Here is a 16,278-nt window from a genome sequence, read left to right on the forward strand (position 1 = left end):
ACGGCGGCCCGCGCCGCCGCCCGCTGCCGGCTCACTTCGTGACGGCGCTCGTCGCGGTCGACATGTTGCCGGCGGCGTCCCGCGCGACCGCCTGGATGGTGTGCGCGCCGCTGGACGCCTTCTTCAGGTTCCACGTGTAGCTCAGACTCGCCCCCGTGCCGGAGGCCACCACCGCGCCGTCGATGTAGATCGTCTGCTGCAACCCGGCCGTGCCGGCGTTGTCGCTGGCGCTGGTGGTGATCGTCACGTTGTTGCCCGTGAGCCGCGTGTTGCTGGCCGGGCGCGTGATGGCGATCTCCGGCGCCTGGGTATCGGCCAGCGCCGAGTTGGACACGTTCAGCGTCACCGAGGCACTGGTCCCGCTGTTGCCGGCGGCATCGACGGCGGTGGCGGAGATCGTCACCGGCCCGTTGCCCATGCGGGTCGAATCCCAGCTGAAGCCATAGGGCGGCGACGTGTCGGACGCCACCACGCTGCCGTTGACCCGCAGGTCCACGCGGGTGACGCCGACGTTGTCGCTGGCGGACACGTCGAAGGCGACCAGCCCGCTGACGATCGCGCTGCCCAGCGGCGCATTGACCGCCACGGCCGGCGCCTGCGTGTCGGGCGCCGGCGTGGTCAGCACCGCCTGCATCGCCGCGCCCGCGTTGAGGCGGCCCCAGCCGTAATACGGATCGCGCCCCGCCGCGCCGAGGTCGACGGCCGTGGTGAACAGCGCGTTCTGGATCGCGGTGATGCTCAGCGAGGGCCGCGCCGACATCAGCACCGCCACGGCGCCGGCGACGACCGGGCTCGCCAGCGAGGTGCCCCACCAGGTCCCGTAGCTGCCGCCGCGCTGCGTCGTCCAGATGTTCTGCCCGGGCGCGGACAGCGCGACGAAGCTGCCATAGCTGGACCAGCTGGTCTTGGTGTCGGTCTCGTCGGTGGCGGAGACCGGGATCATGCTGGCGGTCGGCGTGATGCCCTCGTCGATGCCGTTGTTGCCGGCGGCGACCACGACCAGCCCGCCCTTGCTGCGCATGTAGTCGGCGGCGCTCTGCACGGTGCTGCTGCCGGCGACGCCGCTGTAGCTGATGTTGGCCACGCGGGCGCCCTGGTCGGCGGCCCAGGTGAGGCCCTGCGCCACGGTGCTCCAGTAGGCGTAGGCATTGGGATCGGCAATGCGCACCGGCATCAGCTGCGCCTGCCCGGCGATGGAGGCCACGCCGACGCCGTTGTTCAGCGCGGCTGCCGCGGCGCCCGCCACCGCGGTGCCATGTCCGTTGACGTCGCTGGTATCGGCATTGCCGTCATAGAAGTTCCAGCCCGGGACCAGATGTCCGGCCAGGTCGGGATGCGTGCCGTCGACGCCGGTATCCAGGATCGCGATCTTGATGCCGCTGCCCTGCGCCGTGTCCCAGGCCTGCGGCGCGTTGATGCGTGTCAGGTGCCACTCGCTGCCCATGTAGGGATCGTTGGGCGCCATCGCGGGCGAGACGCGCATGTCGAGCTCGGCCGACTTCAGCTGCGGATGGCGCGCCAGCAGCATCGCGATGGCGGTCTCGGAGGCATTGGCCGGCAGGTCCACGACGGCCAGCTGCGTGCGTCCGACGCGGCGTGCCTTGCCACCATGCGGGGCGAGGATCCTGGCCAGCGCCTTGTCGTCGAGCCCGGCGCGGGTCTGGATCAGCAGGCGCTGGCGCGCCCAGCCGTTGGCGGTGCCGGCGGCGGGGGGCGGCAGCATGATTTCCGACTGCGGTCCGCCCGGGCGGATGCGCAGCGCCTGCGCGAGCGCATCGAAGGCATCGGGCTTGCGCCGCACCAGCCGCGCGAGCATGCGGCCCTCGACGGTCATCGCGACGCAGGTGTCGCCCTCGCAGAACACCAGGGCGCCGGCCTCGGCGGCGGGTTTCCAGGACGACAGGTCGAGGCGGTCGCACAGCTGGCCGCCGATCAGCGCATGGCGGATGTCGTCCTCGTAGCGGTACTGGCCCTGGACGCCCTCGCGCCCCAGCATCACCAGGTCGTCCACGCGCAGCTGCGCGATGCGGCGGGCCAGCGCGTCGCGGACGGCGGGGCTCAGGTCGGTGTAGCGGTCCAGGGCCTGCGTGGGCGCCTGGTCCGAGCGCAGCTGCGACGGCAGCGCCGGCGAGCACGGCGGGGTCGAGGCTGGCGGCGCCGCGGCGGCGGCGGCAAGGATGAGCGAAGCAAGCACAGGCATGGCAGTCCCCTCCTCTCCGCGAGGCATGGCGGCCATGCGGGCACGCCGCCGCGGAGCTTCTCGTCACCCCCCTGCTCGCTGCCGGCGCATCTGCGCGCGTCCGGCCAGACGGGGCGAGCAAGCCCCGGGCCAGATCGGCAAGTGCTGATAGGGATTGAAGTTTTTCAGCAGCCCGCGAAGCGGACGCGCGGGACTGTCAAATCAGCCGACACGGCGAGCGCCGGCGCGGCGCCGGCTCAGTGTCCCCGGGCGGCCAGGCGCAGCCGCCGGTGCACCGCGCGCGCTTGCGGGACCCAGCCCAGGCGCGCCCAGCGGCGCCACATCAGCAGGCCGCGGATCCACTCGTCGGCGGCATAGGCGATCCAGAGCCCGACCAGTCCCAGGCCCAGCACCTCGCCCAGCAGCCAGCTCCCGCCGGCCAGCACCACCAGCATCGAGCCCGCGCCCACCACCACCGGGTACTTCGCGTCGCCGGCCGCGCGCAGCGCGTTGATGACGACCAGGTTGAAGGTCCGTCCCGGCTCCAGGATCACCGTGATCCACATCAGCACGGCGGCGCTCGCGAGGATGGTCTGGTCGTGCGTGAACATCGTCAGCAGCCACGGCGCCGCGAGGGCCGCCGCGCCGGCGACCGCCACGCTGATCGCCAGCCCGCGCGCCAGCGCCCGCCGCACCAGCCGGTGGGCGTCGTGCAGCTGCCCGGCGCCGATCAGGTGGCCGACGACGATCTCCGCCGCGAAGCCGGTCGCCAGCCCCGGCAGCAGCACGAAGTACATCAGCTGCGAGGTGTAGCTGTGCGCCGCCAGCGCCGACGCGCCGAGGTGGCCCGCCACCGCCACGCTCACCATGTAGGCGAGCCGGTAGGCGATGTTCTCCGCCGCGCCGGGCAGCCCGATGTGCAGCACCGCCGCCAGTTCCGCGCGCGGCAGCCGCCACCAGTCCGAGGCCCGGGGCCGCAGGTCCAGCCGGGCGCGCCACAGCCACACGTGCAGCCCCAGCCCGAAGGCCCGGCTCATCGCCAGCGCCAGCGCGAAGCCCGGCAGTCCCAGACGCGGCATCAGCGTCAGCGACAGCAGCAGCTGCGCGAACTGCATCGCCACCAGCACCATCAGCGTGTCGCGGCTGCGCAGGTGCGCGCGCATCACGCTGGCCATCGAGGCATTCCAGGCGTCGAGCATCAGGGCCGGCGCCAGCGCCATCAGGAAGGGCTGCGACAGCGGCAGCACCTCGGCCGGCGCATTCATCAGCCGCAGCAGCGGGCCGGCGAAGAGCAGCGCCATCAGCGCGGTGACGCCGCCCAGCCAGCTGCTCGCGCCCAGCGCGGCGCGCGCGGTCGCGTCGGCCACCGCGCGCCGGCCGCCGCCCAGCGCCTGCGTGATCACCACGCTGATGCCGGCGCCGATGATGCGGAACAGGATGAAGAGCGTCGCCGCCAGCTGATTCGCCAGCGCGAACGCGGCGCCGGCCGGATCGGAGATCCGCGCCGCCAGCATCGTCCCGATCACGCCGACGGCGATCCCCAGGCAGAGCTCGAGGAACAGGGGCCAGGCCAGCGAGAACAGGCGCGGGGTCGGCGTCGGCAGCGGAGAAGGGGACGGCATGGTGCGGCGGCGGGAGATCGCGGCCCACCGATGACAACGGTGGACATGAGCGCGGGATTCTCTCGTGGCGCTTTCGCGCCAGAGGCCGTAACCGCGATGAAACCGGGGCCGGCGGGCGAAGACGTCCGCGTCTGTGGTTTCGCCGCCACCGCGGCGCGGCGCGTCAGGCGCGGGGCGTGGCGATCAGGGGCGCGTGGCGTCGCCGCCGGCCGCGGCGACCGGGCACATCGGCAGGCCGCCGGCGAGGAAGGCGCCGCGCTCCGAATCGGCGGCGGCGCGCAGCGACGCCAGTTCGGCGCGCTCGCCGTAGAGCTCGTCGAGCTCCTCCAGCAGCAGCGCGCGCACCTGCGCCTCCGCGCAAGGCGGCAGTGCGCGGACCCATTGGCGGTCTCGCCCGTCCAGGCGGTATCCCACCACCCAGATCACGCAGGTATCGATGAAAGCGGACATGCGCGCAGCCTAGTCGAGCCGCCACCGGCTGGCGATGGGGCCGCCCCGCGCGAGGTGCGCCATATTCATCGAATCGGCCCGCCGCGAAGGGGCGGCGGTCAAGTCCCGTGACGGAAGTCCGGATCGCCGTGACGAATGGACGCCAGCCTCAGCGCCACTCGACCACGGACACGCCCAGCCCCACGCGCGATTCGCGGAAGTTGTAGTCGATCAGGCTTTCCCCGTAGCCGCTGAACAGCTGCAGGTAGCCATGCAGGCCGCCGCCGATCGGGAACGCCCACTCCAGCTGCGCGGAGCCGCGCGAGCGATCGCCAAAGCGCAGGCTGTGCCGCGCCGTCAGCGCCAGCACGTGGCGCCCCAGCTTCTGTGTCACCAGCACCTCGCCACGGCCGACGTAGTCCTGGATGCGCGGGTTGTCGTCGTTGCCGGTGTTCAGGATCCGCCACCAGGGGCGCAGGCTGACGGTGGTCTCGCCGCGTTCCAGGCTCAGCTCGCCGATCAGCCGGTTCCAGCTGCGCGACAGCGGCGCCGCCCGGCCATTCGATTGGTGATTGAAGCTCAGGCCCACCAGGCTCGCCTTCCATCCGAAAGGCAGCGTGACGTCGCTGCCGTGCGTCACGATCAGCTCGGGCTCGTAGTTGGTCTCGCGGAACGGGCGCGACACCCGGCCGTTGTAGACCTGCCAGCGCGAGCTCTGCGTGTAGGCGCCCCACACCGACAGCGTGCCGTGGTCGTCCAGGGACCAGATCTTGGACTTCAGGCTGATCTGGAACTTGGCCTCGTTCTTGTCGAGATCGAGCGCGTCGACCAGCCCGTTGTCGGGCGTCTCCGACGAGCGCGCCGGCGACCGGTTGCTCCGCGAGGTCCACGACACCGGCAGCAGGTAGACCGGCTTGTAGGGGCGCGGCAGGAAGCGCGGCAGCTGATCGCGGCAGGACAGCTCCCAGCGCTCCGACAGCGTCGAGCCCAGGTAGTTGCGCGCGCTGCCGGACGCCTCCGGCAGGCGCGAGCAAGGATCCTCGCCCGGCATGCTGGCCGCCGCCGCCACCGGCAGCGCGGCGGGCACCGGCTGCACCGGCGCCTGCACGGCGGCCGACGGGGGCGCCACCTCGGGCGGGCGGCCGTGCAGCCGGTCGTAGCAGGCCAGCCGCGCGCTGTTGTCGGCGATCGCCGCGCAGTCCTGCGCGCGCGGCTCGGACTGCGCCGACGCGTCGGTCGGCAGCGCCGCGATCAGCGCCGCCAGCAAGGCCGTCAGCAAGGTCACGGCCATCGCGAAACGATGACGCAGCTCCCGGATCCACAACTTCCGCACACGGCCTCCTTCGGTCGGACGGCCTCCTCTGCAATCAGCGTTCCCGGCCGCCAATGGCCGCGTCGGGAAGACTTGCCGCACGCGATCCCTAGAATCGCTCGCCATGCTGCCGCTCTCGCTTCCACGCTTCGCCCCGGCCATCCCTGTGACGGGCAAGTCCTGGCCCCGCTGGATGGCGCTTGGCGCGCCCCTGCTGCTCGCGGCCTGTGCCCAACTGCCCAAGCCCGCGGCCACGCCCGCCGGGCCATTCAGCCCGGTCGCGCTGCAGGCCCTGAGGCCGGAGCAGTTCCGCTCGACGGTCGGCAGCGCCGCGCAGGCGCAGGAGCGGCTCGACGCCGATCGGGCGCGCATCCGCGCCGCCGCCGCGCAGGCGCTGGCCGCGCCGCAGGACGAGGCCGCCCTGCGCGAGCTCGCGCAGGCGCTGCGCCTGGCCGCCCACTACCGGACGGAGATCGACAGCGCCCGCCCTGCCCTGCTGGCCGCGCTGCCGGCGCTTGGCGCCCAACCGGTGGACGTCCAGCGGCCGCTGCTGACTGCGGCCCACACGCTCTATGCCTTCGACGCCGCGCCGCTGCTGCGCCCGCTGCTGCCGCAGCTCGCCACGCCGCGCGAATTCGCCATCGCCGCCTATGCGCTGATGCAGTCGCGCCAGCCGGCTGACCTGGCGCTGATCCAGTCCCAGCTCGCGCAGCGCGACCGCGACGAGCCGCGGCTGCAGGCGCTCGCGACGGCGGTGGCCGCGGCGCAGGGCGTGCCGCAGCCGGCGCGGCCGCCGCTGGCGGATCTGCTGGCGATACGTCCCGGCTATCCGGTGGTCTTCAGCTTCCAGCGTCCGGGCCGTCAGCAGATGGGGCTGGCGCTGGTGCGGCAGGCCGACGGCCGTTTCGTCCGGCGCGCCGACGGCGGGATCTTCAACGTCGAGCAGCTGGCGTTCTCGAGCAGCGGCCTGCCCGGCACGATCACGCTGGGCAACACGCCGCAGGGCTTGTTCACGATCCAGGGCGCGGGCCGGGCCGCGACCAACATCTGGATCGGACCGACGCCGTACCTGCACACCAAGGTGCCGGGAGAGGCGAGCGTGGCCGAGTACGAGCAGCGCGTCCCGGGCGCCGACGAGCCGGCCTGGACGCTGGATCGTTACCGCGCGCTGCTGCCCGCCTCATGGCGCGACTACGCCCCGCTGCAGGAGGCATGGCTGGCGGGCCGTGCCGGCCGTGACGAGATGCTGATGCATGGCAGCACGATCGACCCGCGCTACTACGCGGGCAGCCGTTTCTATCCGGGCACGCCCTCGGATGGCTGCCTGGTCGCGATGGAGTACTGGTCGCCCGAGGGTGTCATGGTGCACAGCGACCAGATCGCGCTGCTGCAGGCCTTCACCGCGCAGGGCCGGGACCGCGGCTACATGGTGCTGGTCGAGCTCGACGCCGCTCCCACGCCGGTGGCCCTGGCCGAAGTGATCCAGTCCGTGCTCGACGCCGAGGCCCGCGCGCCTGGACGCCGGTGAGGCTCGAACAGGGCGTGAGGTTCGCGGACGCGAGGCCTCATGCCCTGGTCGGGCCTGCGCGCCGCCGGTGGCAGTCCTTGCCAGAGCCCTCGCGATCACCATGGGTTATGGCGTTCCCGCGCCGTTTCATTGGCAGCGGTCCGGCCTGGCCACTAGAGTAGGTCATGCCTCATTCCCAGCAGCCTCTGAACACCGAATCCCCGAGCGAGCTCCATCCCGACCTGGATCTGTACGACAGCGCCCGTCTGATGGAGGTCTTCATCGATGACCAGCGTGTCGCGGTGGACGCGGCGCGGGCGGCGGCGCCGGCGTTGGCTGCGGCGGTGGAGGCGGCCTTGCCGCGCATCGCGGCGGGTGGCCGGTTGCTGTATGCCGGCGCGGGCACGTCCGGCCGGCTGGGCGTCTTGGACAGTGTCGAGTTGGTGCCGACCTTTTCGTGGCCGCGCGAGCGGGCCCTGGCGGTGCTGGCGGGCGGCGAGGGGGCGATGTTCGTTGCCGTCGAGGGCGCGGAGGACGACGAAGGCCAGGGCCGCCGCGACATCGAGGCGCTTCGCCCCACGCCGGATGACGTGTTGATCGGCATCGCGGCCTCGGGCCACACGCCGTATGTGCTGGGCGCGCTGGCGGCCGGCCGGGCGGCGGGTTGCCTGACGATGGCGCTGGCCAACAACCCGGGGGCGGCGGTGCTCGCCGCGAGCGCGCATCCCATCCTGCTGGACACCGGTGCCGAGGTCATTTCCGGCAGCACGCGGCTGAAGGCCGGCACGGCGCAGAAGATCGCGTTGAACAGTTTCTCGAGCGCGCTGATGGTGCGGCTGCACAAGGTCCACGGCAACCTGATGGTGGACATGAAGGCGACCAACGCGAAGCTGGTGCGCCGCGCGGTCGCGCTGACGATGCGGGCCGCTGGCGCCGACGAGGCCGCGGCGCGCGAGGCGCTGGGCCGAAGCGGCTTCAGCGTGAAGACCGCGGTCGTCATGCTGCTGCGCCAGCTCGACGCCGACGGTGCGCAGGCGCTGCTGGCGCGCCACGCGGGCAGCGTGCGGCGCGCGCTTGCCGACCGCTGACCGCCGCGCCCGTGGTCCGCACGCAGGCGCGGCATGTCCCGATGCGGCCGCCTCCGCGTTTGCACCGACACTGAGGGCCATGCACGCCTCTTCCGTTTCCTCCAGCGCCCGCGGCCCGTGGGCCTGGGTGCCCACGCTGTACTTCGCGCAGGGCATGCCGTACGTGGTCGTGATGACGCTGTCGGTCATCATGTACAAGAACCTGGACCTCTCGAACACCGACATCGCGCTCTACACCAGCTGGCTCTACCTGCCCTGGGTCATCAAGCCGCTGTGGTCGCCGCTGGTCGAGATGCTGGGCACCAAGCGGCTGTGGATCGTCACGCTGCAGTTCGCCATCGGCGCGGCGCTCGCGATGGTGGCGCTGACGCTGCCGATGGCGCGTTTCTTCCAGCTGTCGCTCGCGGTGTTCTGGCTGATGGCCTTCGCCTCGGCCTCGCATGACATCGCCACCGACGGGCTCTACCTGCTCGCGCTGGAGAAGCATGAACAGGCCGCCTTCGTCGGCGTGCGCTCGACTTTCTATCGCGTCGCCAACATCGGCGGCCAGGGCGGGCTGGTGTGGCTCGCCGGCGAGTGGCATGACCGCGGCGGCAGCTGGGCGCTCGCGTGGCAAGGCGTGATGGCCTTGCTGGGGGGGATCTTCCTGGTGCTCGCGGCGTACCACTGGTGGCGACTGCCGCGCCCCGCGATCGATGCGCCGGTGCCGCCCGGCCAGCGTCATCCGCGCATGTTCCTCGAGATCTTTCTCGAGTTCTTCCGCAAGCCGGGCCTGGCCGTGACGCTCGGTTTCCTGTTGCTGTATCGCTTCCCGGAGGCGCAGCTGCTGAAGCTGGCCACGCCCTTCCTCCTCGACAGCGTGGCCAAGGGCGGCCTGGCGCTGAGCAACAAGGAGGTCGGCCTGGCGTACGGCACCATCGGGCTGCTCGCGCTGACCTGCGGCGGACTGCTGGGCGGCTGGATCATCTCGCGCGTGGGGCTGAAGCGGGCGCTCTGGCCGCTGGTCCTCGCGATGCACGTGCCCAATGCGGTCTTCCTCGCGATGGCGTGGTCCCACCCGGGCAGCCTGGCGATCGTCAGCGCCGCGCTGGCCGTCGAGCAGTTCGGCTACGGCCTGGGTTTCACCGCCTATCTGATGTACATGGTCCTGGTCGCCGAGGGCCCTCACAAGACCGCCCATTACGCGATCTGCACCGGCTTCATGGCGCTCGGGATGATGCTGCCCGGCATGTGGAGCGGCTGGCTGCAGGACCACCTGGGCTACCTGCATTTCTTCGCCTGGGTGCTGATCGCCACGATCCCGTCGCTGGTCATGACGGCGCTCATCCGGATTCCCGACGGCTTCGGCCGCAAGGCGTCATGAGCGCGCCGCGCGCCGGCGGCGAGCGGCTGCTCGCGCTCGATGCCTTCCGCGGTTTCGCGATCGCGTCGATGCTGCTGGTCAACAACCCGGGCGACTGGTCCGCGCTCTACGCGCCGCTCGAGCACGCCCCGTGGCATGGCTGGACCTTCACCGACTGGATCTTCCCGTTCTTCGTCTTCATCAGCGGGATCTCGATGAGCTTCAGCCTGGCCCGGCGCGGCCAGTCGGTCGACCGCGGCGCGCTGCTGGGCCACATGTGGCGGCGCGGCGCGACGATCGTCCTGATCGGCCTGCTGCTGAACCTGTTTCCTCATGTCGATCCCGGCACGGTCCGCATTCCCGGCGTGCTGCAGCGCCTCGGGCTGGTCACCATCCTGGTGGCGCCGATCGCGCTCTGGTGCGGCGGGCGCGCCCAGCTGGCGTGGTTCATCGGACTGCTGCTCGGCTACGGACTGGTCCAGACACTGGTTGCCGTCCCCGACGCGCAGGGCGTCTGGCATCGCGGCTCGCTGCAGCCGGGCGAGGACGTCGGCGCCTGGCTGGACCGGACGCTGCTTTCGGGCCATCTCTGGGTCAGGAGCAAGACCTGGGACCCCGAGGGCCTGCTGGGCACGCTTCCCGCGGTGGCGAGCCAGATCGCGGGGCTGCTCGCGGGACGCTGGCTCGCGCGGCGCGGCCGCGATCCCGGCGAGAAGGCCACCTGGTTCATGGTGGCGGGTCTTGCCTGCCTGTGGATCGCCCAGGTCCTCGACGCCTGGACGCTGCCGATCAACAAGAATCTCTGGACCCCCGCCTTCGTTTTCCTCACGACCGGCTGGGGCTGCCTGGTGTTCGGCGTGTTCTACTGGCTGCTCGATGCCGCGCCCCTGCCGCGGATGCGCGACGCGATGGCGCGGCGCTTGCAGCCGCTGGTGGTGCTGGGCATGAACGCGCTGTTCCTGTTCGTGCTGTCGGGCCTGGTCGCCCGGTTGCTCGGGCTGGTCCATGTGGCCGAGGGCGTCTCGCTCAAGGTCTGGCTCTTCGCGCCGCTGCGCGCGCTGCCGGTGGACCCGCGCTTCGCGTCGCTGCTGTTCGCCGCCGGCTTCGTCGCGGTGTTCTACGGCATCGCCTGGGCGATGTGGCGGCGCGGCTGGATCGTGAAGGTGTGAGCGGGCCGCGCGGCGCCGCCGGGTGAGCTTCGATGCGACGACGACAGTGGATGACCGCGGCCCTGGCCGCGCCGGTGATGGGAACCTTGGGCGGCGCGCTGGCGGGCTGCTCGACGCGGCCTGCGCAGGCCGTGCCCGCGCAGCCGGGCGCCTCGGGGGGCGAGGTGCCGCCGCCCGCGCCGCGCGAGTTCCGCGCCGCCTGGGTCGCCACCGTGGCCAACATCGACTGGCCGAGCCGGCGCGGACTGAGCGACGCGGCGCAGATCGCGGAGATCCACGCGCTGCTCGACAGCGCGAGCGCGCTGCGCCTCAACGCGATCGTGCTGCAGGTGCGCACCAGCGCGGACGCGCTGTACCGCTCGGCGCTGGAGCCGTGGAGCGAATACCTGTCCGGCGTCCAGGGCCAGGGGCCGGGCTATGACCCGCTGGCGGTCTGGATCGAGCAGGCGCATGCGCGCGGGCTTGAGCTGCACGCCTGGATCAATCCCTATCGCGCGAAGCAGAGCGGCGCCCGCTCGGCCCCGGCGCCGTTGCACGTGAGCCGCACGCGGCCGGAGTGGGTGCGCAAGTACGGCGACCAGCTCTGGATCGATCCCGGCGAGCCCGCCGCCGCCGAGCACACGCTGGCCGTGTGCCGGGACCTGCTGACGCGTTACGAGATCGATGGCCTGCACATCGACGACTACTTCTATCCGTATCCGGTCCAGGACGCGGCCAAGCAGGACATCGACTTCCCCGACGAGCCCAGCTGGCAACGCTACGTGCGCGGCGGCGGCACGCTGGCGCGCGCCGACTGGCGGCGCGACAACGTCGATCAGTTGGTGCGGCGAATGCACGAGCTGGTCCGCGAACTGAAGCCGGCAGCGCGCGTCGGCATCAGTCCGTTCGGGCTGCCGCGGCCGGACCTGCGGCCGGCGGGGATCACGGGGTTCTCGCAGTACGACAAGCTCTATGCCCATGTCGAGCACTGGCTCGCCGAGGGCTGGCTGGACTACCTCGCGCCGCAGCTCTATTGGCCGCGCGCTCAGAAGGCCCAGGCCTTCGAACCGCTGATGCGCGCCTGGCAAGGCGTGAATCCGCTGGGGCGCCATGTCTGGCCGGGCCTCTTCACCAGCCGGGCCGGCAACGACGCCGACGGCTGGCCGCTGGACGAGATTCCCGCGCAGATCGAGGTGATGCGCGCCGCACCGCCAACCCATGGGCATCTGCACTTCAGCATGGTCGCGCTGCTGAAGAACCGCCGCGGCATCGCGGACGCGCTGCGGGAGGGCGTTTACGCGCAGGCGGCGCTGCCGCCGGCAACGCCCTGGCTGACGGCGCCAGCGTGCGGGCCGGTCGCGCTCGCCAGGGAAGCAAACGGCGCGCTGCGCGCCATGGTGAGCGGCCCGCCAGCGGCGAGATTCGCGCTCTGGCGGCGCGCGCCGGGCGGTGCCTGGCGCTTCGACGCGCTGCCGCCCGACGGACGCCTGCCCGCGACGGCCGCGGGCGAAACGCTGGTGCTGTCGGCGCTCAACGCGATCGGCGAGGAAGGCCCCCGCACGACGTTCGTGGCCTGAACCCGAGGCCCATTCTGTCGATTCGGCGCAACGACTGACCCTGGCCGCGTGCGGTGATCACGCCCAGGGAAAACCCTCGATTCCAGCAGCTTCGAGCCCTCCACGAAGCGCGGCTCCGCGCGCGCCGCGGCAGTGCCTTCGCGCCCCGTTTCCGGCGCGTGTTGCGCGAGTGCACCAACCGTCAACGCCAGTGAACACTTGTCACAGCTCCTCAACATTGGCTCACCAGACTGCGGCGCTGACGCGGTGGAAGGTGCTCCGCCACGGCCCCGGAAAAGGGCCCGAATGGCGCATTGACACCGCGGCGAAAGCGAGAGGTCTCCCGATATTGCCGCATTGATGCGGCATGTTCCGGCTGGTAGGCTTTTTGCTTCATAAGCGGAGATGGCGCGCCCAGGAGCGTGCCCGTCGCAACAACAAAACGAGGGCGCGAGTCGCCGGCAGACGCATCAGATTGCGTGGAAGTCGGCAACGGAAAACGTTTGCGGAACGTTTTCCGCCGCCTTGGGAACAGGTTTCGGTCTGACGTCGCACAGGAGCACAGGAATGAATCAGAAGGATTGGTTGGGTTTTTCGCGCACGGCGCTCGCCGCCGCGGTCGCCATCGTGGCGGCCGCGCCGGCACTGGCCCAGAACACCACCTCGGCCATCGGCGGCCGCGTGGTGGGCGCTGACGGCAAGCCCCTGGCGGGCGCCACCGTGGTGATCCTGCACAAGGAGTCCGGCTCCTCGAACACGCAGACCACCGACGCCGACGGCCGCTACAACGCGCGCGGCCTGCGCGTGGGCGGCCCCTACGTCGTCACCGTCACCAAGGGTGGCGACCGCGAGGTCAGCGAGAACGTCTACCTGGCCCTGGCCGAGACGTTCAATCTGGACGTCCAGCTGGGCAGAGCCTCGACGCAGCTCGACACGGTCGTGACGACCGGCTCCAGCACGGCCGCGAAGTTCAACAACTCGTCCATGGGCGCCGGCACGCAGTTGAACCGCGCCGACCTGGATGCCTTCGCGTCCTTCTCGGGCAACCTGCAGGACTACGCCCGCAACGATCCCCGCCTGGCGCAGACCGACAAGGAGCGCGGCGAGATCTCGGCGATGGGCCAGAACTCGCGCTACAACTCGATCACCATCGACGGCGTCGCGATCAACGACACCTTCGGCCTGGAAAGCAACAACCTGCCGACCGCCAAGCAGCCGATCTCGATCGACGCCATCCAGTCGGTGCAGGTCAACCTGTCCAACTACGACGTGACCCAGAAGGGTTACACCGGCGCCAACATCAACGCCGTCACCAAGTCCGGTACCAACGAGTACAAGGGCAGCGTGTACTACAAGTACCGCGACGACTCGATGATGGGCCAGCGCTTCGACCGCGGCACCGGCCGGTACAGCGACTTCCTGTCGTTCAAGGAAGACACCAAGGGCGTCACGCTGGGCGGCCCGATCATCAAGGACAAGCTCTTCTTCTTCGCCAACTACGAAGAGACCAAGAGCAACCGCGCCCAGCCCGAATACGGCCCGATCGGCAGCTCGCTGTCGAACACCGCCATCTCGCAGGCGCAGCTCGACGCGATCACCAAGACCGCCAAGGACGCGTATGGCATCGACACCGGCACCGTGCTGGGCACCTCGCGCCTGACGGTCAAGGATTACCTGGCCAAGATCGACTGGAACATCAACGACCAGCACCGCGCCAGCGTGCGCGTGGCCCGTACCGAGCAGTCGGACACCAACAACGGCGGCTTCGGCGGCTACAGCGCCACCGGCCTGCAGATGACCTCGCAGTGGTGGCAGCAGAAGAAGAAGATCGACACCGTCGTGGCGCAGTGGTTCGCCGACTGGACGCCGGACTTCTCGACCGAGCTGAAGGTCTCGAGCCGCGACTACAACAGCGTGCCGCAGAACAACAGCAACCTGCCGGCGATCGGCATCCGCTTCAACGGCGCGCTGCCCGACGGCGCGCCGGCGGGCGCCAGCACCGGCAACCGCTTCGTCAACTTCGGCACGGAGCAGAGCCGCCAGTACAACATCCTCGACACCAAGACGCTGGATGGCTACCTGGGCGCGACCTGGATCAAGGGCGACCACGAGATCAAGTTCGGCGGCGACGTCCAGCGCAACAAGATCTTCAACGCGTTCTTCCAGAACGTGAACGGCAACTACACCTTCGGCTGCGAAAGCGCGTGGCAGTACACCTTCGGCACGATCAACTGCAACACCGCCTCGTCGGCGCTGGTGCAGCAGGCGGTGCTGGAGAACTTCACCCGCGGCCGTCCGTCGTCGTACCAAGTGCAGGTGCCGGTCACCGGCGGCACGCTGGATGACGGCATCGCCAAGTGGACCCTGACCCAGGCCGGCCTGTTCCTGCAGGACACCTGGAACATCTCCAAGGACCTGAACATCACGGCCGGCTTCCGCGTCGACCAGATGAGCACCGGCGACAAGCCGACCTACAACGCCGCGGCTGCCGCCCCGGCCGCGGCCGGCGCCGTGACCGGCCCCAGCGCAGTGACGCGCGCCACCGGCGGCTTCGGCTTGGACAACTCGACGACCGTCGACGGCGAGAACCTGTTCCAGCCGCGCTTCGGCTTCAACTACGCGCTGGACAACCGCGCCGGCCACAAGAAGCAGATCCGCGGCGGCGCGGGCCTGTTCCAGGGCGCCGCGGCCTCGGTCTGGCTGACCAACCCGTACTCCAACACCGGCATGGCCACGCGCCTGGTCGGTTGCGGCACGGCCGGCCTGAGCGCCTGCTCGGGCACCGCTTCGGGCGTGTTCAACGCGGATCCGTCCAAGCAGCCGATCCTGCCCGGCGTGACGCCGGCCGCGAACGTCGACTTCATCCAGAAGGGCCTGGGTCAGCCGTCCGTCTGGAAGATGAACCTCGCGTATGACGCGGAGCTGCCGTTCTTCGGCATGAACTTCGGCGTCGAGTGGGTCTACACCAAGGTCAACACCGGCATCTACTACCAGCATCTGAACCTGGGCGATCCGACCCGGACCGGTCCGGATGGCCGCTCGCTGTACTACACGCCGCAGAGCTATGACCCGGGCTGCTGGACCAACACCAGCGGCAGCCTGAGCACCACCGGCGCCTGCGCCAACGGCCGTTCGCGCGCGCTGTCCAACGCCTCGTTCGGCAACGTGACGCTGGCCACGAAGACCAAGAAGGGCGACGGCAACGCCATCACCCTGTCGTTCCAGCGTCCGGCGCGTGACGGCTTCGGCTTCGGTGTCGCCTACACGTACACGGAAGCGTCGGAAGTCAGCCCGCTGACCTCGTCGGTGGCCAACTCCAACTTCAACTCGCGCGCCGTCTTCAACCCGAACGAGAACGTGGCCGCCAACTCGGCGTACATGATCCGTGACCGCCTCACGGCCAACGTGACCTGGCAGAAGGCGTTCATCAGCAACCTGAAGACGACGGTGGGCCTGGTCTGGGAAGGCCGCAAGGGCAAGCCCTACAGCTGGACCTACCTGAACGACATGAACGGCGACGGCGTGGCCGGCAACGACCTGCTGTACATCCCGGCCTCGCGTGGCGCGGCCGGCGTCAAGTTCGTCACCCCGGCGGACGAGGCGGCGTTCTGGAACATCGTCGACAGCACGCCGAGCCTGTCGAAGTACAAGGGCGCCGTGGTGCCGCGCAACAGCTCGTTCTCGCAGTTCGTGAACAGCTTCGACCTGCGCGTCAGCCAGGAAGTGCCGGGCTTCTTCCCGCAGCACAAGGGCAAGGTCACCTTCGACATCCTGAACATCGGCAACCTGCTCAACAAGAAGTGGGGCCGCATCGACGAGGTGACGTTCCAGTCCGCCGGCGGCAACCGCCGCAGCTTCGTGAACTTCGCCGGCATCGACAAGGACGGCAACTACGTGTACCGCACCAACGCCGCCGCGATCAACGACAACCTGAACATCCGTCAGGTCAAGGGCGAATCGCAGTGGGCGCTGCAGGTCACGGCCAGCTACGAGTTCTGATCCCCGCCAGGATCGGCCGGCCCTCGCGGCCGGTCCTTCCAGCGACCGCCACGGGCTCCTTCGGGAGCCCGTTTTTCATGGGAGCCATGACCCAGA

The 16,278-nt window shown here is 70.6% G+C and carries 10 protein-coding genes; 6 read left to right on the plus strand and 4 right to left on the minus strand.

Features of this window, described 5'->3' with window-relative positions; genetic code table 11:
* Window positions 1-31: 31 nt before the first annotated feature.
* The 4 genes from ACEN96_RS00760 to ACEN96_RS00775 all read right to left on the minus strand — a co-directional run bounded on the left by ACEN96_RS00760 (window position 32) and on the right by ACEN96_RS00775 (window position 5,563).
* Window positions 32-2,200, minus strand: a complete 2,169-nt coding sequence (locus ACEN96_RS00760; RefSeq protein WP_495586149.1) for a S8 family serine peptidase — start codon at window positions 2,198-2,200, stop codon at window positions 32-34.
* A gap of 236 nt (window positions 2,201-2,436) precedes the next feature.
* Entirely contained in the window at window positions 2,437-3,801 is a 1,365-nt protein-coding gene (locus tag ACEN96_RS00765) for an MATE family efflux transporter (protein WP_495586150.1), read from the minus strand.
* A 183-nt stretch (window positions 3,802-3,984) separates the two neighbouring features.
* Window positions 3,985-4,251 (minus strand): hypothetical protein, encoded by a 267-nt coding sequence (locus ACEN96_RS00770; protein WP_495586151.1) that lies wholly within the window; start codon window positions 4,249-4,251, stop codon window positions 3,985-3,987.
* A gap of 148 nt (window positions 4,252-4,399) precedes the next feature.
* Window positions 4,400-5,563, minus strand: coding sequence for a phospholipase A (locus ACEN96_RS00775; RefSeq protein WP_495586152.1), 1,164 nt, complete (start codon window positions 5,561-5,563; stop codon window positions 4,400-4,402).
* Between the two features lie 103 nt (window positions 5,564-5,666).
* On the opposite strand from ACEN96_RS00775, the gene ACEN96_RS00780 reads away from it, so the two are divergent.
* The 6 genes from ACEN96_RS00780 to ACEN96_RS00805 all read left to right on the plus strand — a co-directional run bounded on the left by ACEN96_RS00780 (window position 5,667) and on the right by ACEN96_RS00805 (window position 16,182).
* On the plus strand, window positions 5,667-7,070 hold the full coding sequence (locus tag ACEN96_RS00780; RefSeq protein ID WP_495586153.1) for a hypothetical protein: 1,404 nt from the start codon (window positions 5,667-5,669) through the stop codon (window positions 7,068-7,070).
* 164 nt (window positions 7,071-7,234) lie between these two features.
* The gene (locus tag ACEN96_RS00785; protein ID WP_495586154.1) at window positions 7,235-8,137 is read left to right on the plus strand and encodes an N-acetylmuramic acid 6-phosphate etherase; all 903 of its coding nucleotides are present in this window, start codon (window positions 7,235-7,237) and stop codon (window positions 8,135-8,137) included.
* 79 nt (window positions 8,138-8,216) lie between these two features.
* Window positions 8,217-9,500, plus strand: a complete 1,284-nt coding sequence (locus ACEN96_RS00790) for an MFS transporter (protein ID WP_495586155.1) — start codon at window positions 8,217-8,219, stop codon at window positions 9,498-9,500.
* Complete coding sequence (locus ACEN96_RS00795) at window positions 9,497-10,648, plus strand: acyltransferase family protein (RefSeq protein ID WP_495586156.1); 1,152 nt, start codon at window positions 9,497-9,499, stop codon at window positions 10,646-10,648. Before ACEN96_RS00790 ends, ACEN96_RS00795 begins: the two co-directional genes overlap by 4 nt.
* 32 nt (window positions 10,649-10,680) lie before the next feature.
* On the plus strand, window positions 10,681-12,204 hold the full coding sequence (locus tag ACEN96_RS00800) for a glycoside hydrolase family 10-like protein (RefSeq protein WP_495586157.1): 1,524 nt from the start codon (window positions 10,681-10,683) through the stop codon (window positions 12,202-12,204).
* A gap of 546 nt (window positions 12,205-12,750) precedes the next feature.
* On the plus strand, window positions 12,751-16,182 hold the full coding sequence (locus ACEN96_RS00805) for a TonB-dependent receptor (protein WP_495586158.1): 3,432 nt from the start codon (window positions 12,751-12,753) through the stop codon (window positions 16,180-16,182).
* Window positions 16,183-16,278: the final 96 nt, after the last annotated feature.

It is taken from the genome of Roseateles sp. Mitsp63, from assembly GCF_059491535.1.